Source organism: Novosphingobium sp. KA1 (assembly GCF_017309955.1).
Taxonomy (GTDB): Bacteria; Pseudomonadota; Alphaproteobacteria; order Sphingomonadales; family Sphingomonadaceae; genus Novosphingobium.
The window spans coordinates 3,391,135-3,411,791 of the sequence record NZ_CP021247.1 but is presented as its reverse complement, the minus strand read 5'-3'; the positions used below and the strand labels follow the sequence as shown (position 1 = coordinate 3,411,791).

General features: G+C 64.4%; 20 protein-coding genes. 9 read left to right on the top strand and 11 right to left on the bottom strand.

Features of this window, described 5'->3' with window-relative positions; translation table 11 throughout:
- Nucleotides 1-3: 3 nt before the first annotated feature.
- The 3 genes from CA833_RS16365 to ettA form a co-directional block, all read right to left on the bottom strand.
- Nucleotides 4-669 (bottom strand): 2OG-Fe(II) oxygenase, encoded by a 666-nt coding sequence (locus CA833_RS16365; RefSeq protein WP_207078649.1) that lies wholly within the window; start codon nucleotides 667-669, stop codon nucleotides 4-6.
- A 100-nt stretch (nucleotides 670-769) separates the two neighbouring features.
- Nucleotides 770-1,717, bottom strand: a complete 948-nt coding sequence (locus CA833_RS16360; protein ID WP_207078648.1) for an RcnB family protein — start codon at nucleotides 1,715-1,717, stop codon at nucleotides 770-772.
- A gap of 196 nt (nucleotides 1,718-1,913) precedes the next feature.
- The gene (ettA, locus tag CA833_RS16355) at nucleotides 1,914-3,587 is read right to left on the bottom strand and encodes an energy-dependent translational throttle protein EttA (RefSeq protein ID WP_142633370.1); all 1,674 of its coding nucleotides are present in this window, start codon (nucleotides 3,585-3,587) and stop codon (nucleotides 1,914-1,916) included.
- Nucleotides 3,588-3,851: 264 nt separating this feature from the next.
- On the opposite strand from ettA, the gene CA833_RS16350 reads away from it, so the two are divergent.
- On the top strand, nucleotides 3,852-5,222 hold the full coding sequence (locus CA833_RS16350; RefSeq protein WP_207078647.1) for a M20/M25/M40 family metallo-hydrolase: 1,371 nt from the start codon (nucleotides 3,852-3,854) through the stop codon (nucleotides 5,220-5,222).
- 56 nt (nucleotides 5,223-5,278) lie between these two features.
- Here the strand turns inward: CA833_RS16350 and CA833_RS16345 are convergent, their stop codons facing one another.
- The 3 genes from CA833_RS16345 to CA833_RS16335 all read right to left on the bottom strand — a co-directional run bounded on the left by CA833_RS16345 (nucleotide 5,279) and on the right by CA833_RS16335 (nucleotide 8,121).
- Nucleotides 5,279-6,169: a CoA ester lyase gene (locus CA833_RS16345; protein WP_207078646.1), complete on the bottom strand. Its 891-nt coding sequence runs from the start codon at nucleotides 6,167-6,169 to the stop codon at nucleotides 5,279-5,281.
- A gap of 343 nt (nucleotides 6,170-6,512) precedes the next feature.
- Entirely contained in the window at nucleotides 6,513-7,415 is a 903-nt protein-coding gene (locus tag CA833_RS16340) for an SDR family NAD(P)-dependent oxidoreductase (RefSeq protein ID WP_207078645.1), read from the bottom strand.
- A 37-nt stretch (nucleotides 7,416-7,452) separates the two neighbouring features.
- Nucleotides 7,453-8,121: a TetR/AcrR family transcriptional regulator gene (locus CA833_RS16335; RefSeq protein WP_242526152.1), complete on the bottom strand. Its 669-nt coding sequence runs from the start codon at nucleotides 8,119-8,121 to the stop codon at nucleotides 7,453-7,455.
- 133 nt (nucleotides 8,122-8,254) lie between these two features.
- On the opposite strand from CA833_RS16335, the gene CA833_RS16330 reads away from it, so the two are divergent.
- The 8 genes from CA833_RS16330 to CA833_RS16295 all read left to right on the top strand — a co-directional run bounded on the left by CA833_RS16330 (nucleotide 8,255) and on the right by CA833_RS16295 (nucleotide 16,588).
- Nucleotides 8,255-9,616: a hypothetical protein gene (locus CA833_RS16330; protein ID WP_207078644.1), complete on the top strand. Its 1,362-nt coding sequence runs from the start codon at nucleotides 8,255-8,257 to the stop codon at nucleotides 9,614-9,616.
- An 83-nt stretch (nucleotides 9,617-9,699) separates the two neighbouring features.
- Nucleotides 9,700-11,034: an acyl-CoA reductase gene (locus tag CA833_RS16325; protein WP_242526151.1), complete on the top strand. Its 1,335-nt coding sequence runs from the start codon at nucleotides 9,700-9,702 to the stop codon at nucleotides 11,032-11,034.
- A gap of 146 nt (nucleotides 11,035-11,180) precedes the next feature.
- Entirely contained in the window at nucleotides 11,181-12,035 is an 855-nt protein-coding gene (locus CA833_RS16320) for a phosphatase PAP2 family protein (RefSeq protein WP_207078642.1), read from the top strand.
- 105 nt (nucleotides 12,036-12,140) lie between these two features.
- Nucleotides 12,141-12,371 (top strand): biotin/lipoyl-containing protein, encoded by a 231-nt coding sequence (locus CA833_RS16315; RefSeq protein WP_142633384.1) that lies wholly within the window; start codon nucleotides 12,141-12,143, stop codon nucleotides 12,369-12,371.
- A gap of 78 nt (nucleotides 12,372-12,449) precedes the next feature.
- A complete protein-coding gene (locus CA833_RS16310) occupies nucleotides 12,450-12,992 on the top strand; it encodes a peroxiredoxin (protein ID WP_142633386.1) in 543 nt (180 codons plus the stop codon).
- Nucleotides 12,993-13,153: 161 nt separating this feature from the next.
- Nucleotides 13,154-14,281: a peptide chain release factor 2 gene (gene prfB / locus CA833_RS16305; protein WP_142633388.1), complete on the top strand. Its 1,128-nt coding sequence runs from the start codon at nucleotides 13,154-13,156 to the stop codon at nucleotides 14,279-14,281.
- A gap of 73 nt (nucleotides 14,282-14,354) precedes the next feature.
- The gene (locus CA833_RS16300; RefSeq protein ID WP_142633390.1) at nucleotides 14,355-15,110 is read left to right on the top strand and encodes a class I SAM-dependent methyltransferase; all 756 of its coding nucleotides are present in this window, start codon (nucleotides 14,355-14,357) and stop codon (nucleotides 15,108-15,110) included.
- 71 nt (nucleotides 15,111-15,181) lie between these two features.
- Complete coding sequence (locus CA833_RS16295; protein WP_207078641.1) at nucleotides 15,182-16,588, top strand: nitronate monooxygenase family protein; 1,407 nt, start codon at nucleotides 15,182-15,184, stop codon at nucleotides 16,586-16,588.
- Between the two features lie 76 nt (nucleotides 16,589-16,664).
- Here the strand turns inward: CA833_RS16295 and CA833_RS27180 are convergent, their stop codons facing one another.
- The 5 genes from CA833_RS27180 to CA833_RS16270 form a co-directional block, all read right to left on the bottom strand.
- Nucleotides 16,665-17,024, bottom strand: coding sequence for a diguanylate cyclase domain-containing protein (locus CA833_RS27180; protein WP_207078640.1), 360 nt, complete (start codon nucleotides 17,022-17,024; stop codon nucleotides 16,665-16,667).
- Nucleotides 16,916-18,589, bottom strand: a complete 1,674-nt coding sequence (gene leuA, locus CA833_RS16285) for a 2-isopropylmalate synthase (RefSeq protein ID WP_207078639.1) — start codon at nucleotides 18,587-18,589, stop codon at nucleotides 16,916-16,918. The genes CA833_RS27180 and leuA overlap by 109 nt, the downstream gene beginning before the upstream one ends.
- A gap of 253 nt (nucleotides 18,590-18,842) precedes the next feature.
- Complete coding sequence (locus CA833_RS16280) at nucleotides 18,843-19,466, bottom strand: TMEM175 family protein (RefSeq protein ID WP_142633398.1); 624 nt, start codon at nucleotides 19,464-19,466, stop codon at nucleotides 18,843-18,845.
- 74 nt (nucleotides 19,467-19,540) lie between these two features.
- Nucleotides 19,541-19,864: an I78 family peptidase inhibitor gene (locus tag CA833_RS16275; RefSeq protein ID WP_242526149.1), complete on the bottom strand. Its 324-nt coding sequence runs from the start codon at nucleotides 19,862-19,864 to the stop codon at nucleotides 19,541-19,543.
- 97 nt (nucleotides 19,865-19,961) lie between these two features.
- Nucleotides 19,962-20,597 (bottom strand): YceI family protein, encoded by a 636-nt coding sequence (locus tag CA833_RS16270; RefSeq protein ID WP_207078638.1) that lies wholly within the window; start codon nucleotides 20,595-20,597, stop codon nucleotides 19,962-19,964.
- Nucleotides 20,598-20,657: the final 60 nt, after the last annotated feature.

Sequence of the window (20,657 nt, the reverse complement as noted above, 5' to 3'; positions counted from 1 at the left end):
TCGCTATTGCCAGGTGCGGGCGCGATACCATTTGGTGACGACGTACTTCACCCCGCGCACGACGGGGCGGGCCGCGTGGATTGTCCAGGGATTGGGCGTGCCGTCGGGCAGGGCGTTGTTCCATAAGAGCAAGGTGCCGGGGCAGGGCGCGACACGCAGGCCGAGGCGGGTGAAATCGGTGTACCCGCCTTCCTCGACGGCGTTGAGATAGACCATCGCCGTCCAGCTGCGCTGTCCGCCGTTGCGATCCTCTCCCGCCCAGTAGGCGGCCTTGGTATCGAACCAGTCCCAGTGCTCGTGGTAATATTCCCCCGTGAGGTAGCGCTGGCCTTGCGCGCATTCGCTGCGGGTGGTGTCGAGCCCGGTAAGGTGCGCCAGTTCCCGCTCGAGGTCGCGGACGGTGGCGTCTCCGGGGTCTATATCGCCGGAGTAGCTGGTGCGGTATCCCTCCCAGTTCGCTTCCTCGACCAGCCGGGAAGGGCAGGCGACGGCGTCGATCAGGGCCGTCAGCCGCCGGCAGGTGGCGGAAGGGAGGAAGTTGGCGATGGTATAGATTTCCGCATCATCGACGGCGACGCGCCTTGCAGCCGCCATCAGCGAGAGGCGATCACGAACATCGGCACCGATCCGGGCGAGCGCTTCGCAATCTGGATGGTGTTCTTGCGCCATTGCCGGATCAGCTTAGCGCGGCATTCGACAAGATCAATCGGTTGCCGGTTACGTTCATGAAAATGCCTCCGAAGCAGGGACTTCGGAGGCATTTCTCGAATTACCAGAAGAAGTCGTAGATCACGTCGACCACTTCGCCGGTGTACGTGTCGACCAGCAGCACGTCGTCGTAGTAGCGGACCCAGCGGTAGGGGCCGTAGACGGGCGGCAGGCGATACATCCAGGGATCGTCGAGCCAGTAGGAACTGCCGTAGAACATCGAGCTCATGTAGAAACCGATGCTCAGGCGGCGGTACGAATAGCCGCGATAAGGGGCGTAGTAGGGCCGTGAGCGGTAGACCGAGCGGTGGCGGTCACGATAGTCGCGCCAGTCGTAGCGGTTGTCGCGGCGCCAGTCGTTGCGGTCCCAGCGGTGGTCGTCGTTGCTCCAGCGGCGGTCACCGCCCTGCCTGTCGCCCTTCCATGCGGGGGTGCGATCACGGTCGCGGTCGTTCCAGCGGTTGGCCCCGTCACGATCCCGGTCGGGACGAGTGTCTGCCCCCCGATCGGGCCCCCGATCGGGACCACGGTCAGGCCCGCGATCAGGACGTCCATCGGGACCGCGATCAGGGCCGTCACGACCACCCTGCCACGACGGGCGCCCGGACTGATTGTCGGAAGGACGGTTCCGGTCGGTGTTGGCGCCGGGGCGATTGTTGCCCAGATTGCGGGCCCAGTCCGGCGTGCGCGACGGCTGGCCCTGTCCGCGCCAGGCGTTGCCGCCATTGCCCTGCGCAGGCCGCTGGGCATCAGGGCGGGGAGCCTGGGGCTGGCCGCCACCTTGCTGCTGCGGTGCACGCATCTGCGGACGCGGTTGCTGGGCCTGCTGCGGAGCGCCGCGATTGCCGCGCCAACTGCCGTTGCCGCCGCTGCGTTCGCTGCGCGTTTCGCTGCCGCGGCGGTCGTCATCCGCCATCGCCGGGGTTGCCGCGAGCGAGGTCAGCGCCACCGCCATGGCACCAGCTGCACCCGCACCCTTGAGGAACTTCAGTGTCGTACCCTTTGTCATTGTCTTCCGGTCTCCAAACCGGACTTGTCGCAGGCGACCCGCGACTTATCCTATGACGAGTAGTTATACCCCATCGGCTGTCGCACCGGTGAACCGTGCTGTTGCCATTTGTTCATTTTACCGGATCTTAAAATGAACAAGGCCGCCGTCCATGTTTTGGGACGACGGCCTTGTAATATCAGCTAAATCGCTAAGGTCAGCGCGTCAGCTTCTTGTAGGCAAGACGGGTCGGACGGTCGGCCGCATCGCCCAGGCGGCGGCGCTTGTCCTCTTCGTAAGCCTCGAAGTTGCCTTCGAACCATTCGACGTGGCTGTTGCCCTCGAAGGCGAGGATGTGAGTCGCCAGACGGTCGAGGAAGAAGCGGTCGTGGCTGATGACCACGGCGCAGCCCGCGAAGTTCTCGATGGCTTCTTCCAGCGCGCCCAGCGTTTCGACGTCGAGGTCGTTGGTCGGTTCGTCGAGCAGGAGGACGTTGCCACCCTCCTTGAGCATCTTGGCCATGTGGACGCGGTTGCGTTCACCGCCCGAGAGCTTGCCGACGTTCTTCTGCTGGTCGGCGCCCTTGAAGTTGAACGCGCCGACATAGGCGCGGGTCGACATGTCGTGGCCGTTGACCTTCATGTAGTCGAGGCCGTCCGACACTTCTTCCCAGACGTTCTTCTTGGGGTCGAGGTGGTCGCGGCTCTGGTCCACGAAGCCCAGGTGCACGGTCGAGCCGATCTCGATCGAGCCGCTGTCGGGCTGTTCCTTGCCGGTGAGCATCTTGAACAGGGTCGACTTGCCGGCGCCGTTCGGACCGATGACGCCGACGATGCCGCCCGGCGGCAGGATGAACGACAGGTCCTCGAACAGCAGCTTGTCGCCGAACGCCTTCGAGATGTTCTTCACCTCGATGACCTTGCCGCCGAGGCGCTCGGGCACCTGGATGACGATCTGGGCCTTGCCGGGCTTGCGGCCGGCCTGGGCTTCCTGGAGCTGCTCGAACTTGCGGATACGCGCCTTCGACTTGGTCTGGCGGGCGGCCGGGGTCTGCCGCATCCACTCCAGCTCGTCCTTGAGCGCCTTCTGGCGGCCGGATTCCTCGCGGTCCTCCTGCTCCATGCGCTTGGCCTTCTTCTCGAGGTAGGTCGAGTAGTTGCCTTCGTAGGGGAAGTACTTTCCGCGGTCGAGTTCGAGGATCCAGTCCACCACGTGGTCGAGGAAGTAACGGTCGTGGGTGATCATCAGCACCGCGCCCGCGTATTCCTTGAGGTGGTTTTCCAGCCATTCGACGGATTCGGCGTCGAGGTGGTTGGTCGGTTCGTCGAGCAGCAGGATCGACGGCTTCTGGATCAGCAGGCGGGTGAGCGCGACGCGGCGCTTTTCACCGCCCGAGAGCTTGTCGACGGGCCAGTCGCCCGGCGGGCAGCGCAGCGCTTCCATCGCGATTTCGAGCTGGTTGTCGAGCGTCCAGCCATCAACTGCGTCGATCTTGTCCTGCAACTCGCTCATCTCGGCGCCGAGGGCTTCGAAATCGGCGTCTTCCTCGCCCATTTCCATGCCGATCGCGTTGAAGCGATCGACCATGTCGGCCGTCGCGCGGGCACCGTCCTTGACGTTTTCGAGCACGGTCTTGGTCGGATCGAGTTCCGGTTCCTGCTCGAGGTAGCCGACGGAGATGTTCTCGCCCGCCCAGGCTTCGCCGGTGAAGTCGGTGTCGATACCGGCCATGATCTTGATCAGGGTCGACTTACCGGCGCCGTTCGGGCCGACGATGCCGATCTTGGCGCCCTGGTAGAACTGCAGATTGATGTCGTTCAGCACCGGCTTCTGGGCGCCGGGGAAGGTCTTGGTCATGCTCTTCATGACGAAGGCGTATTGCGCGGCCATCGGATTCCTCTGGATGGAAAGTCTGTAAGATCGAAATGTCGGGTGTCTTGGGCGCCGCTCTACAGGCGCGCGCCCCTGTTGCCAAGGGCAGCGGCGGGGAACCGGCGCGTGCCATGTCCCGCCTGACACGATGACTGGAACGTCGGGGCCGGAACGTCGGGGCTACCCGGGGAGTTTCAAGGGGGCGTTCGGCGGAGGCGGGGCTTGCCCAAATTTCGCAATGCCCCCGTTGGCAGAATGACCAAGCCGGGCTAGCCAGTTGACATGCAACGCTCATTCACCCGCGCGGCGCTTCTCGCCGCTTCCGCCGCCGCGCTTGTCGCTGTTCCCGCATTCGCCACGCCGACGCAAGGTTCGGGCGTCGCCTGGGACATCGTCGAGGGGCTGACCACCGAGATCGGCCCGCGCATCGCCGGATCGGATGCCGAGGGCCGCGCCCGGGCATGGGCGGACGCGAAGCTGAAGGCGCTGGGGTTCCAGAACGTCAAGGTGGAGCCGTTCACCACGCTCGCGTGGACGCGCGGCGAGGAAAAGGCCGTGCTCACCGCGCCCTATAGCCAGCCGCTGGCGATCGCCGCGCTGGGCATGTCGGTGCCGACGCCGGCGGGCGGACTCAAGGCGGAAATGGTCTATTTCCCGACCCTTGATGCGCTGCGCGCCGAGCCCGATGGTTCGTTGAAGGGCAAGATCGCGTTTGTCGATCACGCCATGCGGGCCGCGCAGGACGGTTCGGGCTACGGGCCCTACGGCGATGTGCGCCGCAAGGGTCCGGCGCTGGCCTCGCAGAAGGGCGCTTCGGCGATCGTCATCCGTTCGGCCGGTACGGACAGCCACCGCAATCCGCACACCGGCGTGACGGTGTTCCCCAAGGGTGTCGCCGGTATTCCGGCTGGCGCTGTTTCCAACCCGGACGCTGACCTCATTGCTCGCATCGCCAGCCGCGGTCAGCCGATGAAGATGGAGTTGACGCTGGCGGGCAAGCCGTTCCCCAACGCTCCATCGGGCAACGTGATCGCTGAACTGCCGGGCCGTGATCCCTCTCTGCCGAAGATCGTGCTGGCCTGCCACCTCGATTCCTGGGACCTCGGCACCGGTGCCATCGACGATGCCTCGGGCTGCGCCATCGTCACTGCTGCCGCGCTTGCCGCGCAGAAGGGCGGGCAGACGCTGCGCACCATCCGCGTGCTCTGGGCCGGTAACGAGGAAATGGGCCTGAGCAATGGCGGCAACGCGGCCTATGTGAAGATGCATGGCTCCGAACCCCATGCGCTGGCGATGGAAAGCGACTTCGGCGCGGACAAGGTCTGGCAGGTGAAGTTCTCCGCCGCGCCGCAGAACCAGGCCATGGTGGACAAGGTGAAGGCCGCGCTGTGGCCGATGGGCATCACCCCGCATGCCGGTGCGGCCGATGGCGGCGAGGATGTCTCCGGGATCATTCAGGCCCAGAACCTGGCGGTGATCGATCTGGGGCAGGATGGCACCCATTACTTCGATCTGCACCACACGCCCGACGATACGCTCGACAAGGTGGACCCGGCGGCGCTCCAGCAGAACGTCGATGCCTGGACGGCGGTGCTCAAGGTCGTTGCCAACGAGGCGGGTGAGATCGCCAAGGTTCCGGCCCAGGGCGAATAAGCCGGATCATCCAAAAAAAACGGGAAAGGGGCGGGCTTTACCGCCCCTTTTTCATATCAGCCGGCAGCAGCGATCTGTTCGGCCACCGCAAGCAGGCGTCGTGCCTGGTCGAGGTGGAGCAGTTCGGTCATCTTGCCGTCGACGCGGATGGCGCCCTTGCCCCGGTTTTCGGGCAGGCCAAAAGCCTCGATCACGCCGCGCGCCCATGCCAGATCGGTTTCGCTGGGTGAAAACACCGTGTTGCAGGGATCGATCTGGGCAGGATGGATCAGGCTCTTGCCGTCAAAACCGAACATCAGCCCCTGGCGGGCTTCCGCCTCGAACAGGTCGAGGTCGCGGAACTCGTTGCAGACGCCGTCGAGAATGGAGATGCCGTTGGCACGGGCAGCGGCAACCGCCATCGACAGGAACGGCAGGAACGGCGTTCGGCAAGGCGTCAGCTGCGCGCGCATTTCCTTGGCCAGATCGTTGGTGCCCATGATCCAGAGGGCAAGCCGGGTCGTGTGTGCCATGGCGGCGATGGCGGGCAGGTTGCCGACGCTCGCACACGTCTCGATCATCGCCCAGAGCCGCATCCGCGGCGGCGCGCCGGCAAGCGCATTCTCGTAGCGCGCGATATCCGCGGCATCGTTGACCTTGGGGACCAGCACCGCATCGGCCTGCGACCCGGCAATCGCGGCAAGATCCGCCGCGCCCCATTCGGTGTCGAGTCCATTGGCGCGGATCACCAGTTCACGGTGACCGAAACCGCCTTGTGCAATGGCCGCGATCGCGGCATCGCGCGCCTCGTCCTTGGCCTCGGGCGCGACGGCGTCCTCCAGATCGAGGATGACCACGTCGCAAGGCAGCGTGCGTGCTTTGGCAATCGCCTTGGCGTTCGAGGCGGGCAGGTAGAGCGCGCTGCGACGCGGGCGCGGGACGGTCGGGGTGGCGGACGAGGCAGTCATCGTGAGAAGGCTCCTGGGATAGCGCACGGCGGTCTTTCGGCTGGCGATCCGGACAGGTCAAGCGCGGCATGATCGTGGTTCGGGGGCAGGGGATGGTTAGCCGGACGTTGCCTGTCGCACAGGCGTTTGCCCCCCGGTCGAAAGTCCTAATGATATCGTTTGCGAAGCGCGGTATTCCTTGCCTGTCGCCAACGATCACAACAGCCTCGGTGATCGCGGAAATGCAGACTTCCCCTTCTGCCCATCCCGGCGACAGCCTTACGGGTCGCACCGCCGTCCCGTACTCGCGCCACATCCAACCCCCTCGACTGGCGCGGGTACGGGACGGTTCTTTTTCAGTCCGTTATGAGGCGGATGCGAGAATCGCTTGCAGCATCTTCTCGCTCTCGGCCCAGAGTTTCGCGGCAGCGGTATCATCCCGCGCCTGAGGCGCCGGCTCCTCCTCCCCGAGATCGTGGAAATAGCGCCCGCCCATGCCGCCCAGTTCCTGTGCATTGGCCATCCAGACGAGGGTTCGGGCTGGCTGCTCCGGCGGCACGGTGTCATTCCCTCTCATCCAAGCCTGCATCTGCGGGTCGGCGTGGCTGGCGAAGTTCGACGCCACGCGGCCGGGGTGCATGGCCAGCGAGACGATGCCCCTGTCGCGAACCTTGCGGTCAAGCTCGCGCGCGAACAGCAGGTTGGCGAGCTTGGCCTGGCAATAGGCGGCATTGGCGTCGAATGCCGCCTTCATCGCCAGATCGTACCAGCGCATCCCGGAGCAGGCCGCGTGACCTGCCGATGAGACCGCGATGACCCGCACCAGTCCGGGGGCGCTGTCTCCCGCGGCCCGCTCCAGCAGCGGCATGAGTTCGCGGGTCAGGAGAAAGGCGGAAAGGTGATTGGCGGCAAATGTCGCCTCCAGGCCGTCGGAGGTGCGATAATACCCGTCGCGGACACCGCCGGCGTTGTTCACCAGGACATCGACATGGTCGGTCAGCTCGGCGATCTCGCGGGAGATGCGCAGGACCTCGCGCATTTCCGTGAAATCGCCGCGCAGCATGTCCACCCGCGCCTCTCGGCTGGCGGCGGCGGCAATCTGCTGGGCCGCATCGTCGCAGCGGGCCTCGTCGCGGCCGGTGCCGATGACGTGCCAGCCCATGCGTGCAAAGGCCTGTGCGGCGGCGCGGCCGATGCCCGAGCTTGCGCCGGTCACCACCACGCAGCGCCGTTTTCGCGGCGGGGTCGGTTTTGCCGTTGCTGCCATGTCGTTCTCTCCCGTTATTGTTTTGATCTGGCGTGGTTCAGCGGGGCAGGGCGCCTCTCAGGAACAGGCGGACCGCAAAGGCCACGCGGTGGCTGACGCTGGCGGCATCGAGCGCATTGCCGGAGGCGAGAAAGCGGACCGGGCCGCTCACTACCATGCTCATGAAGACATTGGCCGCGAGCATCGGGTCTTGAGCCGCCAGTGTCCCACGGGCGGTTTCCTCTGCCAGCAGGTCGGCAAGGAACTCCACCGTCGGCAGGGCGGTGATCTCGTAGTAGGTCTGGAAAATATCCGGGAAACGATAGGCTTCGGTGTTGATGAGTCTCTGAAGCTTGATGCCTTCCTCGGTTCCGGCAAGTTCGATCCGCAACATCGCGATGTTGACCAGCGTCTGTTCGAGGCTGTCCACATAAGTGGCCTCGATCCGCGCGCGGCTGGCGGCACGGCGTTCCATGCCCCGGCGCAGGGCGGCACGGAAAAGCGCGGCCTTTTCGGGGTAGCGGGCATAGACCGTGCGCTTGGTCATCGAGACTTCGGCGGCGATCGCCTCGATCGTGGTGGGCTCGTACCCCTTGTCCAGAAAGTGCCCGAAGGCGCAGTCCAGAAGCTGTTCGTGCCGTGCGCGCGCTTGTTCGCGCGTCGGACGGCCCGCGCGCACGCTGACCGCAGGGGCGGGGGTGTCCATGATGTCGCACGCATCGCTCATCGGTCCATAGGAACCGATCCTGCTTGTCCTGCCAAGTGAATCGTGAATAATGAAACGCACAAGATGCCATTAATCGAGTCGAAACCCTGCGTCCAGCGGGGAGCTTCGGTCGGCAGGATTGGGGAGAATGGGAATGGGAGAAGCGGCCGACAGGCTCATGGCGCGCATTGCCGATCCGCAGCGCTTCAGCTTCAGCGCCGGGGAACTGCGGGAAACGCAGCTTGCCGCGCTGAATGAGCGTTTCCAGGAGCGCAGGGGCCGGATCAGGCTGCTGGGCCTGCGCGCCCGCGATGCCGGGATCGAGAGGATCGAATCCATCGCGGACGTGGTGCCGCTGCTGTTTCCGCACACGGCCTATAAGTCCTATCCCGAGACCTTCCTGATGGAGGAGCGGTGGGGCAAGCTGACCGGGTGGCTGGGCACGGTTTCGCCCTATCCGATCGAGGGGCTGAACCTCGAAAGCGTCGAAGGTATCGACGACTGGATCGAGCGGCTGGCGGCGCTGGGCCATTTCATTTCTTGCTCCAGTGGAACTACCGGCAAGTCGGCCATGCTGATCGCCTCGCAAAAGGACATGGACTGGTCGAGGCGTGACACGGTCAATGTCTTTGCCTGGGGATCCGGCGTGGCTCCGGCGCAGGACCGGGTGATTGTCGGTTGTGCGCCGGTCGCCACAGTGCCGAAGAACCTGACCATCGCTCAGGCGCAGTATGAGGCGTTTGCCGATCCGTCGGCGCCGCGCTGGCATTATCCGGTGCCGCCGATCACCGTGGGTTCGCTGACTTCGATGGTGGTGATGCGCAAGAAGATCGCCGAGGGCACGGCCCGGCCCGGCGAGATCGCGGCTTTCGAGGAAACCTCTGCCGCGCGGGCCAGGGCGGTGGCTGATGCGATCCCGGCGACGGCGCAGTTCATCATCGAGAACCGCCATCGCAAGCTTCAGCTTTCGGGCCTGTGGAGCGGGTTGTGGCAGGTGGCCAAGGCCGTGCGGGATGCCGGGTATGGTCGTGCCGATTTCGACCCGGATAACTCGATCTACGTCGGTGGTGGGCTCAAGCGTGCGCAACTTCCAGATGATTATCAGGAGTATGTTTTCGATACCTTCAACATTCCGGAAGATCGTCACTTCCAGAATTATTCGATGCAGGAACTGAACTCGGGCATGCCCAGGTGCCGCGAGGGCGGGCGCTATCACGTGCCGCCGTGGGTCGTGCCGGTGCTGCTCGACACGTCCGGCGACGCTGCAGTGGAGGGGGCACTCGACCACACTTCAGGTGAAATGGAAGGTCGTGCCGCTTTCTTCGATCTCTCCCTCGACGGGCGCTGGGGCGGCGTGATTACCGGCGACCGGATCTCGCTCGATCATGGTCCCTGCAAGTGCGGAAACAACGGTCCTTCGATCCGCGACAACATTGTCCGTTATGCGGATCTGGAAGGCGACGACAAGATCGGCTGTGCCGGCACGGTCGATGCTTATGTGCGAGGTCTGGCGTGAACTCTGTAACGCAAAATTCTGAAACAGAAGAACTTGTTTCGGCTCCCTTCTTCCTGCGCGGAGAGGTTCTGCATGGCGCTGACGTGATCCAGAAATCGCGTGACCTGGGTGTGACTTTCGCGACGCCCAGGATACCTTTCGACCGTGCGGTGCCCCCACGCACCGAGGTGCCGCCGCTGCTCGGCGTGCGGCTGGCGGAGGTCATCGACTTTCTTGTCGAAACCGGCCAGCGTCTCGTCGCCTCCGGCAACGATCACATGCAGGAGTGTATCGAGCGGATGTGCCGCACGCACATCTTGCCGCGCGCCGTCGTCGAGAATACCGCGCGTCATGCTGCCGCCTATCTCGACAGGCGCGTGCTCATGGCGGAAGTGGAGCAGAACTTCCCCGATCCCCGCGCACTCGATGAATGGGTGCCGAAGCAGGACTTCACCGGCCGCAAGAGCTTCGTGCGCGCCTTTGCGCCCCGCCTGATCCATGTGCTGCCGGGCAATTCGCCGGGCGTCGCGGTAAAGTCGGTGGCGCAAGGCGCGATGGTCAAGGGCGTGAACCTGTTCAAGATGAGCAGTGCCGATCCCTTCACGATGGTCGCGATCCTGCGGACCATGGCGGATATCGATGCGGATCATCCGGTCGTGCGCTCGATGTCGGCCGTCTACTGGCGCGGCGGCGACGATGCGACCGAGCGTGTGCTCTATCGCCCCCAGTATTTCGACAAAATCGTTGCCTGGGGCGGCGGTGATGCGATCGGTAATGTTATCAAGTACCTGGGGCCGGGATTTCAGCTGGTTTCCTTTGATCCCAAGACTTCAGTTTCGTTCGTCGGCCGGGAGGCGCTGGTAGACGAGGAGGTCGTCGATCGTGTGGCGGATCTTTGCTCCGCTGACGTCATGACGCTTAACCAGGAGGCCTGCGTTGCCAGTCGTTTCCAGTTCGTGGAAGGCAGCGAGGAAGACGTCGACCGCTTCTGTGCGCGGCTGCACCATCACATCGCCCGCCGCGCGGCCGAAAGCGGAGATGTGCGCCCGCTCGACCGCGACATGCGCGAGGCGGTCGATTCCATGATGCTGATGGATCAAGACTATCGTGTCTGGGGGCGGACCGACGGCAAGGGGCTGGTCATCCGGTCCGATGAGCCGGTTGACTTCCACCCCATCAACAAGACTGCCAGCGTCGTGCGGGTGGATAGCCTCGACGATGCGGTGAAGTGGATCAACGTCGCCACCCAGACGGTTGGTTTCTATCCGTTCCACCGAATGGCGCAATTCCGCGACCGCTTGGCCGCAGGTGGCGCGCAGCGGGTTGTCCATCTGGGCGAGGCGGGGCCCGCGACGATCGGCAATCCGCACGATGCGATGTATCCGCTCCATCGCTTCGTGCACTGGATGGTGCATGAGGACGGAACGGTGCCCGTCTGATCGACCCGGCGCCAGCAATGCAGGGGCGATACCCGACAAATTGCTCGCAAATCCCGATAGGCGGTGGGGTTAAAGCTGCTAGTCCCATGATTGGGCGCCTCCTGTTTGACGGCAGGCGGCCGGTTTCGGGACAAGGAGTTATGCGGATGAAGATGGCACGGATCCTGGCGGGGTTAGGCGGAGCGGCGGCGCTGGCAGCCTGTGCATCCGCGGTGGCGTCAAGCGAACCGCAGGGCGCTGCCGCGCCGGCGTCTGCCTCGCCGCTGGACGATGCGCCGAAGGCGGCGATGGCGGCTGTGATGCGTAACGGCAGCTATCTGCCCCGGGGGACCGCGCCGAACAGCCTGCTGTTCAATCCGCCGCCGCCGGCGCCGGGATCGGCGGCGATGGCGCGCGACGAGGAAGGGGCCCGTGCCGCGATTGCCATGCAGGGCACGGCGCGCTGGGAACAGGCGAAGATCGATGCCAACCTGTTCACGCCGAGCGTCACCGATACGTTCTCCTGTGCGGCCGGCTTGCGCATCGGCCCCGAGACGACGCCTCGGGTCCAGGCGCTGCTGCTCAAGTCGATGATGGACTTCGGGCTAGCCAGCTACCCCACCAAGAACCGCTACCAGCGGGCCCGGCCTTTCATGGAAAACGGCAAGGCGACCTGCACGCCGGATCAGGAGGCGGTGCTGCGCAAGGATGGTTCCTATCCTTCAGGGCACAGCACGATCGGTTTCGGGATGGGGTTGATCCTTGCCGATCTCGTGCCGGACCGGGCTGGGGAGCTTGTCGCACGGGGGCGGGCCTTCGGGGAGAGCCGCCGGATCTGCAATGTCCACTGGCTCAGCGATATCGAGGAAGGCCGCGTGGTCGCCGCGACGGTATTTGCCCGCCTGAATGCCGATCCCGTCTTTGCCGCCGACATGGCGGCAGCCCGTGCGGAACTGGCCGAAAAGCGCGCTTCTCTGGCCGCACCGGACTGTGCGCGAGAAAACGCGGCGCTGGCGATGTAATCGTACCGGCGAAACCTGCATGTGCCCGCGCTCTCGGCCCTATGCCGGTGCGCGGGTGCGCGATAGGCAATGGTCAAAGACATTCGCAAAGGATCGAGAAAGACCATGGCCGTTGAAATCCTGCTCCCCAAGATCGGCTTCTCCATGCAGGAAGGGCAGATCGCGGAATGGCTTGCCAGTGATGGAGACCAGGTTGCCGAAGGTCAGCCGCTGTTCTCGCTCGAGGCTGACAAGTCGACCAACGAGGTGGAGGCTCCGGCGTCCGGCACGCTGAAGATCGTGGCGGCCATCGGCGAGACCTACGAAGTGGGAACGGTTCTCGGATATATCGAGTAAGCTGCGGGAATTACGCTCCGCAAGGTGGCCGGGGAAGGGGGCTGGACAGCATCCCTCCCAAGGTCCAGATTGCGCGCCATGCGCAAGACTTTTCCCGCTCTCGCCGCCGCCATGGCTCTTGTTGTTTCCGCCGGCGCGGCCGATGCGGCGCTTCCTGTCGGTGCCAAGGCGCCGGTCTTCTCGACGCAGGGCGCCAAGGGCGGAAAGGTCATGCCCTTCGACCTCAAGGCGGCGCTGAAGAAGGGGCCTGTTGTCCTTTACTTCTACCCCAAGGCCTTCACGCAGGGCTGCACGCTGGAGGCGCACGCCTTCGCTGATGCAACCGACGATTTTGCCAAGCTGGGCGCTACCGTGGTTGGTATGTCGAACGACGACTTGCCCACGCTTCAGAAATTCTCGACAGAGGCCTGCCGCGACAAGTTCACGGTTGCCGTTGCCTCGCCGGCAGTCATCAAGGCCTATGATGTTGCGTTGAAGCGCGAAGGCGCACCCGCCGGCATGACCGACCGCACCAGCTATGTGATCGCGCAAAACGGGAAGATCGTCATGGTCCATTCCGATCTCGACTACCGCGACCATGTGAAGCTGACGCTTGAGGCGGTGAAGAAACTGAAGGGCTGAGAAGTCCGTTCACGGCACTTGAACAATACCCCCCTCAGCGGGTAATAGCGCCGCTTTCCCGCGTCGTGCGCCGGTATCCGGCGGCTCGCGTGCTTTACTTATGTCGCTGGTCCGCTATGCGCGGCACCGGAGTCATGGGCGTTTCTTGGGAGTTTCAAGTCATGCGTGCCGAAGGGCAGGCCCACATTGCGCGTATCGAGAAGGCCCTCGCGCTGGTCCGCAAGTTCCTCGACTGGGACCGTGCCCTGCGCCGGTTCGACGAGCTGAACGCGCGCGTCGAAGATCCTACGCTGTGGGACAAGCCCAAGGAAGCCGAAGCGGTGATGAAGGAACGTCGCCGCCTTGAAGCCTCGATCGGTGCGGTGAACGAGATCAGCCGCGAGATGCAGGACGCCGTCGAGTTCGTCGAACTGGGCGAGATGGAAGGCGACGAGGATACCATCAATGAAGGTATCGCCGCGCTGGCCGCCCTTGCCGAACGCGCCGACCACGACAAGGTCACCGCGCTGCTTTCGGGCGAGGCCGACAGCAACGACACCTACCTTGAAGTCCATGCCGGTGCCGGCGGTACCGAGAGTCAGGACTGGGCCGAGATGCTCCAGCGCATGTATACGCGCTGGGCCGAGCGTCACGGCTACAAGGTGGAGCTGGTGGACTATCACGCCGGTGAAGCCGCGGGCATCAAGAGCTGCACCCTGCTGATCAAGGGCGAGAACGCCTATGGCTATGCCAAGACCGAGAGCGGCGTCCACCGCCTGGTCCGCATCAGCCCCTATGACAGCTCGGCGCGCCGCCATACCAGCTTCTCGTCGGTCTGGGTCTACCCCGTGATCGACGACAGCTTCGAGATCGAGATCAACCCGGCCGACCTGAAGATCGATACCTATCGCGCTTCCGGCGCGGGCGGCCAGCACGTCAATACCACGGACTCGGCGGTGCGTATCACCCACGGTCCGTCGGGCATCGTCGTGGCGAGCCAGATCGACCGTTCGCAGCACAAGAACCGTGAAATTGCCATGGGCATGCTCAAGGCGCGCATGTTCGAGGAAGAAATGCGCAAGCGCGAGGAAGCCGCCAGCGCGGAGCATGCCTCGAAGAGCGACATCGGCTGGGGCCACCAGATCCGTTCCTACGTTCTCCAGCCTTATCAGCAGGTGAAGGACCTGCGCACCGGTGTCGTTTCGACCGCGCCGGGTGACGTGCTCGACGGTGCGCTCGATCCGTTCATGGCCGCCGCGCTGTCCCAGCGCGTGACGGGTGAAAAGGTCGAGGTCGAAGACGTCGATTGATCCGTGGCGGTATCGGCCCGGCGCTTGCGGCAGAGTGTTTTGCCAAGCGCGGGCCGAACCGCTAAAGGGCCGCATGCGTTTGCCTCGCCCCCTTTCCGGTCGAACCGCTTTGCTGGCCTTTGTGCTGGCGCTTGCGGCGTGCCAGCAGAAGGCGCCGGATGACGGGCGGCCGGAGACGGCGCGTGCCTTCCCGGTGGCGGACCGTCCGGTTTCCAAGGCCAGCGAGACCGATTTCGGCAGCGAAGTCCAGCGCGACTCCCTGCACGAGGCCGAAGTGGTCATGGACCTCGCCCGGATCGCGCCGGGCATGACCGTGGCCGACATCGGCGCTGGCGAGGGCTATTACACCGTCCGGCTTGCCAAGCGGGTGGGGACCCGTGGCCGGGTGCTCGCCGAAGACATCGATCGCGGAGCGAACGAGCGGCTGGGCCAGCGCGTGCTGCGCGAACAGCTCGACAACGTTTCGATCAAGCTCGGACGCAGTGATGATCCGAGCCTGCCTGAGAAGAGCTTCGACCGGGTATTCCTGGTCCACGTCTATCACGAAGTGAGCGAGCCTTACGCATTCCTGTGGCGGCTTCAGCCGGCGCTGCGCAAGGGCGGCAAGGTCGTGGTGGTCGAGGCTGACCGGGCCAGCGACAGCCACGGCATGTCGCCGCAACTGCTTTTCTGCGAATTTGGCGCCGTGGGGTTTCGTTTGACGGAATTTGTCCGTAAGCCGGAACTTCAAGGCTATTTCGCCCAGTTCGAAGCCACCGGGGAGCGGCCCGATCCGGCCAGTATCGTGCCGTGTCGACTATCCGGAAAATCGACGACGCAAAACAGGTGAGCGTCATTCACACAGGGCGTATAAGGCAGGTCTGATCGACCCGCCACGCCGGGGGAAAGTTGAAAGAGAAGATGGGTTTCAAGGGTCTCAAGCCGATTGTCTATGGTGGACGCGAAGTCTGGCCGCTCGTCGAGGGTGGCAAGGGCGTTGCCGCGACCAATCACATGAGCTCGGGCGCCTGGGCGGCGGCCGGCGGCATCGGCACCGTCAGTGCCGTCAATGCGGACAGCTATGATGCGGAAGGCAAGATCGTCCCCCAGATCTACCGCGCGCTCACCCGCAAGGAACGTCACCAGGAGCTGATCGACTATGCCATCGACGGCGCGGTCGAGCAGGTGCGCCGTGCCTACGAGATTTCGAATGGCAAGGGCGCGATCAATATCAACGTCCTGTGGGAAATGGGCGGCGCCCAGACGATTCTCGAAGGCGTCCTGGAAAAGACCAAGGGCATGGTTGCCGGCGTCACGTGCGGCGCGGGCATGCCCTACAAGCTGTCCGAGATCGCGGCGCGCTTCAACGTCAACTACCTGCCGATCGTCAGCTCCGCGCGTGCGTTCCGTGCGCTGTGGAAGCGTGCCTATCACAAGGTTTCCGACCTGCTGGGCGCGGTCGTTTATGAAGATCCCTGGCTTGCCGGCGGCCACAACGGCCTGTCGAACGCCGAAGATCCGCTGAAGCCGGAAGATCCGTACCCCCGCGTGAAGGCGCTGCGCGACACCATGCGCGCCGAGGGTATCTCGGATTCGGTGCCGATCGTCATGGCCGGCGGCGTCTGGTTCCTGCGCGACTGGGAAAACTGGATCGATAATCCCGAACTCGGCTCGATCGCCTTCCAGTACGGCACGCGCCCGCTGCTGACGCAGGAAAGCCCGATCCCGCAGGCGTGGAAGGACCACCTGCGCACGCTCGAACCCGGTGACGTGCTGCTGCACCGCTTCTCGCCCACCGGCTTCTACTCGTCGGCCGTGCGCAACCCGTTCCTGCGTAATCTGGAGGCCCGTTCGGAGCGCCAGATCCCTTACTCGAAGGTGGAAGCGGGCGAACATACGGTGCGCCTCGACGTCGGCGTCAAGGGCAAGAACTTCTGGGTCGCCCCCAAGGATCTCGACCGTGCCCGCGCCTGGTCGGCCCAGGGCTTCACCGATGGCCTGCGCACACCCGACGACACGATCATCTTCGTGAACCCGGCTGAACGCGACGAGATCCGCCAGGATCAGGCTGACTGCATGGGCTGCCTCTCGCACTGCGGTTTCTCGTCGTGGAAGGACCATGACGACTACACCACCGGCCGCCTTGCCGATCCGCGCAGCTTCTGCATTCAGAAGACCCTGCAGGACATCGCTCATGGCGGCCCGGTCGACCAGAACCTGATGTTTGCGGGGCATGCGGCTTACAAGTTCAAGCAGGATCCGTTCTATTCGAACGGTTACACGCCGACCGTGAAGGAACTCGTGGATCGTATCCTGACGGGCGACTGATCCCGCGCAAAGTCTCTGGCAGACAGGAAAAGGGCGGCCTCCCGGGGCCGCCCTTTTTCATGGGCGCTTTCTTGGTCTAGGCTTCGGCCCCGGTGTGTCCCGAGCGACAGATACGGTCGCGGCCGCCGCGCTTGGCGTCGTAGAGGGCCTGGTCGGCAAGCAGGAGCGTTTCCTCGACATCTTCGCCGCGCCAGCGGCTGACCCCGGCGGAAAAGGTGATGGTGCGGCCATCCACTTCGCCGATTGGCATCTCGCGCATCCGCGCGGTGGTGTGGCAGGCGGAATGAAAAACGGCGGAGATCGTCTCGATCCCCGCCGTTTGTCTGATCAGATTCGCGCTTCGTTTGCGGCGCTGAGGACAGCTCGTACCGAAGCTGTCGCCACGTCCTCGTCGATGCCGACACCCCAGATGGTGCGGCCATCCGGCGTCACGCATTCGACGTAAGCGGCTGCGCGGGCGTCCGAACTCTTGCCCATCGAATGCTCGGCATAGTCACGCACTTCGAGGCTGACGCCGAAACTTTCGGCCAGCGTTGCGGTGACCGAGGAGATCAGCCCGTTGCCACGGCCCGAAACGGTCTGCTCCTTGCCGTCGACGCCGATCTTGCCGGCAAAGACACGGGTGCCGTCGGGGCGCTTGGCCTCCTCGTAGTCGATCAGCGCGAAGTGCTGCGGATCGTCGAGGCGGTAGGCCTGCTTGAACACGTCCCAGATATCGGCAGCCTGCAGTTCGCGGCCCAGTTCGTCGGCCAGGTTCTGCACGTGCTTGGAGAAGTGTGCCTGCATGCGCTTGGGCAGCTTGAGGCCCTGGTCCTGTTCGATCACCCAGGCGAAACCGCCCTTGCCGGACTGCGAGTTGACGCGGATCACGGCTTCGTAATCGCGGCCGAGATCGGCGGGATCGATCGGCAGGTAGGGCACGGCCCAGAGCTCGTCGTTGCGCTTTTCCTGCGCGGCGAAGCCCTTCTTGATGGCGTCCTGATGGCTGCCGGAGAAAGCGGTGAAGACCAGTTCGCCGCCATAGGGGTGGCGTTCCGCGACCTTCAGCTGGTTGCAGTATTCGACCGTCTGGATCACTTCGTCGATGTCCGAGAAGTCCAGTTCGGGGTCTACGCCCTGCGTGTACATGTTCAGCGCCACGGTGACGAGGCAGCAGTTGCCGGTGCGTTCGCCATTGCCGAACAGGCAACCTTCGACGCGGTCGGCACCGGCCATCAGGCCCAGTTCGGCGGCGGCGACACCGGTGCCGCGGTCGTTATGGGTGTGCAGCGAGATCACCGCCGAATCACGGTTCGGCAGGTTGCGGCAGAAATACTCGATCTGGTCGGCATAGACGTTGGGCGTCGCCGCCTCGACCGTCGCCGGCAGGTTGAGGATGATCGGATTTTCCGGCGTCGGCTGCAGGATGTCCATCACCGCCTCGCAGACCTCGATCGAGAAATCGAGTTCGGCGGTCGAGAAGGTCTCGGGCGAGTATTCGAACTGCCACTTGGTCTGCGGATACTTCGCCGCCTGATCGCGCAGGATCTTGGCACCGTTCTGGGCGATGCCCTTGATCTCGTGCGGTTCCATGCCGAACACCACGGTGCGCCACAGCGGCGAGACGGCGTTGTAGAGGTGGACGATCGCCGCGTGGACGCCTTCCAGGCTCTCGAACGAGCGGGTGATCAGGTCTTCGCGCGACTGGGTCAGCACCTGGACCAGCACGTCTTCGGGAATGCGGTCGTTCCTGACGAGGCCGCTGATGAAGTCGAACTCGGTCGCGCCGGCGCTGGGGAAGCCGACTTCGATTTCCTTGAGGCCCACCTTGACCAGCAGGTCGAAGAAGCGGTTCTTCTTCTCCGCGCCCATCGGGTCGATCAGCGCCTGGTTGCCGTCACGCAGGTCGGTCGAGAGCCAGCGCGGCGCCTTGGTGATGACCTGCGAGGGCCACTGGCGGTTCGGCAGGTCGATCTGCGGGAAGGGGCGGTACTTGACCGAGGGGTCTTTCAGCATGGTCATGGGTATTCTCGCTCGGATTTACGTCTTCGTCTGGAAAGGCCGTGATTTCGGCCTGGTCTGGCAGGGTCCCCTTGAGCGCCGAGCGCGCCGCAGGACCGACGCGTCAACTCACGCCCAAGGGCGTGTAAGTCGAAGGGTAAGGCCAAGACGAAGGTTCATGGCCGTGCCTATGCGCATTGGCGGCATGCTTGTAAAGCGAAAAGGCGCATCCTGTTGCGATCCTTCGGCTTCGCCGCGCAACAAACTTGCCGTGTCAGGCGGGCGGGTGGCGATCGAGGAACAGACGGTCGAGGCCGCTCCACGGCAGCATCCAGAACACGGCGACCAGCGCCGCGCTGGCTACGCCGAGCCAGGGCGAAACGTAAGTCAGCGGAATGCCGAGAGCATAGACGAATGCCGCCGCGAGGCCCTTGCGGTGGGAGGCCTTGTGGTAGCGGCGGCTGGCCGAGGTCTGCGCGCCGGTCGCGGCGATCCGGCCTTGCAGCAGGACATAGGCAAGGGCGGGCGTCAGCATCGTTACCAGATAGAGCAGCGTCGCTTCGCGGCTGAAATGATGCTCACCGAGATAGGCGGTGGAGAAGGGGATCAGCGAAAGAGTGAACAGCAGCAGCATGTTCGCCCAAAGGAGGCCGCTCGTCACCACGCGCGCATGGCTGAGCAGGCGGTGGTGGTTCACCCAGTAGATCGCGACGTAGGCGTAGCTCAGCACATAGGCGACAAAGATCGGCCACAGGGGCCAGAGCGCTGCCAGCCCTTCCGACACCGGGGTTTTCAGTTCCAGCACCATGATGGTGATGATGATCGCCAGAACCCCGTCGGAGAATGCCTCCACGCGGGTAAGGCTGTCTTCGCGTTCGATATCCGTAGCTTCGGTCATGGGGCCCCTGCTGATGTGCGGCCTTCATGCCTGGACGAGACGGGGGGCGGGATCAAGGCGCTGGCGGCCGAAAATCAGGCGCAGTTGAAGCCCTTGATCTTGCCGTCCTCGCCGATCTGCACGTTCAGTCGGTCGGGGCGGAAGTCCATGGTCATCGGCTGGCCTGGGCGCAGCACGCGCATCGGCTTGTCGCCGCGCCACTGGGTGATCGCGGCGATCACCTCGTCGCTGGCGGGCTGGCCGATATAGGCACCGAGTTGATCGGCGCCGCAACCGGGCGCCATCGAGGGCGGGGCAGGCGGCGTTGGTTCAGCCACTGTGGCGTTCCCGGTAGTGCAGGCGGAAAGAGCCGTGAGGCTGATGGCGAGAGCCGTCATCGCGGTCGATTTGCGCAACATGTCATTCTCCCATCGGGATTTTACCGGAGGAGAGCATGCATGAAAATCCGCGACGCGTCGATGACGGCCTCTGCTTCGGCCCCGAACGAGCGTGCCTTTATTGCTTTTCGAACGCCGCGTTGATGACCAGTACCGTCTCGTCGGAGACCATCGGTACGTACTTCGAGACGCCGAAGTCCGAGCGCTTGATCTGGGCGCGGGCAAGGAAGCCGATCGAGTCCTTCTTGCTCATCGGGTTCTGCGCGGCGCCGAAGAAATGGGCCATGATCGTGATCGGCTTGCTGACGCCGTGAAGCGTGAGGGTCCCGTCGATCATCGCCATGCCGGAGCCGTGGGGGGTAACCTTGGCGGCGACGAAAGTCGCGCTGGGAAACTTTGCCGCATCGAGCCAGTCTGCGCTGACGAGTTCTTCCGAGAGCTTGGAACTGGTCGTCTGCACCGAGGCGGTCGGGATGGTGACGCTCAGCTTGGTGGCCGCGAGGTTCGCGGGATCGAGAGTCATGGTGCCGCTGGCGCCGGAAAACGTGCCGGCAAAGGGCGAGATGCCCATGTGCGAGACGCTGAAGGTGACCTGGGTGTGCGCCGGTTCGACCGCATAAGTGCCGGCCTTGACGTCGGCGGGCGTGCCGGTGCCGTGCAGCATTTCCATGTGCCCGCCCGAATCGGGCTGGGCGATGACGGGAGCGGCAAGAACGGCGGCGGCAAGGACAAGCGCGATAGGCGAACGACGCATGGGTCTGCTCCCGAAAGAAAAGAGGCGGCGCATTTCTGCGCCGCCTCCCGAATTTCGTCA

Bases quoted from the DNA above. Each gene is read 5' to 3' on its own strand.
- CA833_RS16365 (WP_207078649.1), bottom strand. From the start codon at position 669: ATGGCGCAAGAACACCATCCAGATTGCGAAGCGCTCGCCCGGATCGGT.
- CA833_RS16360 (WP_207078648.1), bottom strand. From the start codon at position 1,717: ATGACAAAGGGTACGACACTGAAGTTCCTCAAGGGTGCGGGTGCAGCT.
- ettA (WP_142633370.1), bottom strand. From the start codon at position 3,587: ATGGCCGCGCAATACGCCTTCGTCATGAAGAGCATGACCAAGACCTTC.
- CA833_RS16350 (WP_207078647.1), top strand. From the start codon at position 3,852: ATGCAACGCTCATTCACCCGCGCGGCGCTTCTCGCCGCTTCCGCCGCC.
- CA833_RS16345 (WP_207078646.1), bottom strand. From the start codon at position 6,169: ATGACTGCCTCGTCCGCCACCCCGACCGTCCCGCGCCCGCGTCGCAGC.
- CA833_RS16340 (WP_207078645.1), bottom strand. From the start codon at position 7,415: ATGGCAGCAACGGCAAAACCGACCCCGCCGCGAAAACGGCGCTGCGTG.
- CA833_RS16335 (WP_242526152.1), bottom strand. From the start codon at position 8,121: ATGAGCGATGCGTGCGACATCATGGACACCCCCGCCCCTGCGGTCAGC.
- CA833_RS16330 (WP_207078644.1), top strand. From the start codon at position 8,255: ATGGGAGAAGCGGCCGACAGGCTCATGGCGCGCATTGCCGATCCGCAG.
- CA833_RS16320 (WP_207078642.1), top strand. From the start codon at position 11,181: ATGAAGATGGCACGGATCCTGGCGGGGTTAGGCGGAGCGGCGGCGCTG.
- CA833_RS16315 (WP_142633384.1), top strand. From the start codon at position 12,141: ATGGCCGTTGAAATCCTGCTCCCCAAGATCGGCTTCTCCATGCAGGAA.
- CA833_RS16310 (WP_142633386.1), top strand. From the start codon at position 12,450: ATGCGCAAGACTTTTCCCGCTCTCGCCGCCGCCATGGCTCTTGTTGTT.
- prfB (WP_142633388.1), top strand. From the start codon at position 13,154: ATGCGTGCCGAAGGGCAGGCCCACATTGCGCGTATCGAGAAGGCCCTC.
- CA833_RS16300 (WP_142633390.1), top strand. From the start codon at position 14,355: ATGCGTTTGCCTCGCCCCCTTTCCGGTCGAACCGCTTTGCTGGCCTTT.
- CA833_RS16295 (WP_207078641.1), top strand. From the start codon at position 15,182: ATGGGTTTCAAGGGTCTCAAGCCGATTGTCTATGGTGGACGCGAAGTC.
- CA833_RS27180 (WP_207078640.1), bottom strand. From the start codon at position 17,024: ATGCGTGACGCCGGATGGCCGCACCATCTGGGGTGTCGGCATCGACGA.
- leuA (WP_207078639.1), bottom strand. From the start codon at position 18,589: ATGACCATGCTGAAAGACCCCTCGGTCAAGTACCGCCCCTTCCCGCAG.
- CA833_RS16280 (WP_142633398.1), bottom strand. From the start codon at position 19,466: ATGACCGAAGCTACGGATATCGAACGCGAAGACAGCCTTACCCGCGTG.
- CA833_RS16275 (WP_242526149.1), bottom strand. From the start codon at position 19,864: ATGTTGCGCAAATCGACCGCGATGACGGCTCTCGCCATCAGCCTCACG.
- CA833_RS16270 (WP_207078638.1), bottom strand. From the start codon at position 20,597: ATGCGTCGTTCGCCTATCGCGCTTGTCCTTGCCGCCGCCGTTCTTGCC.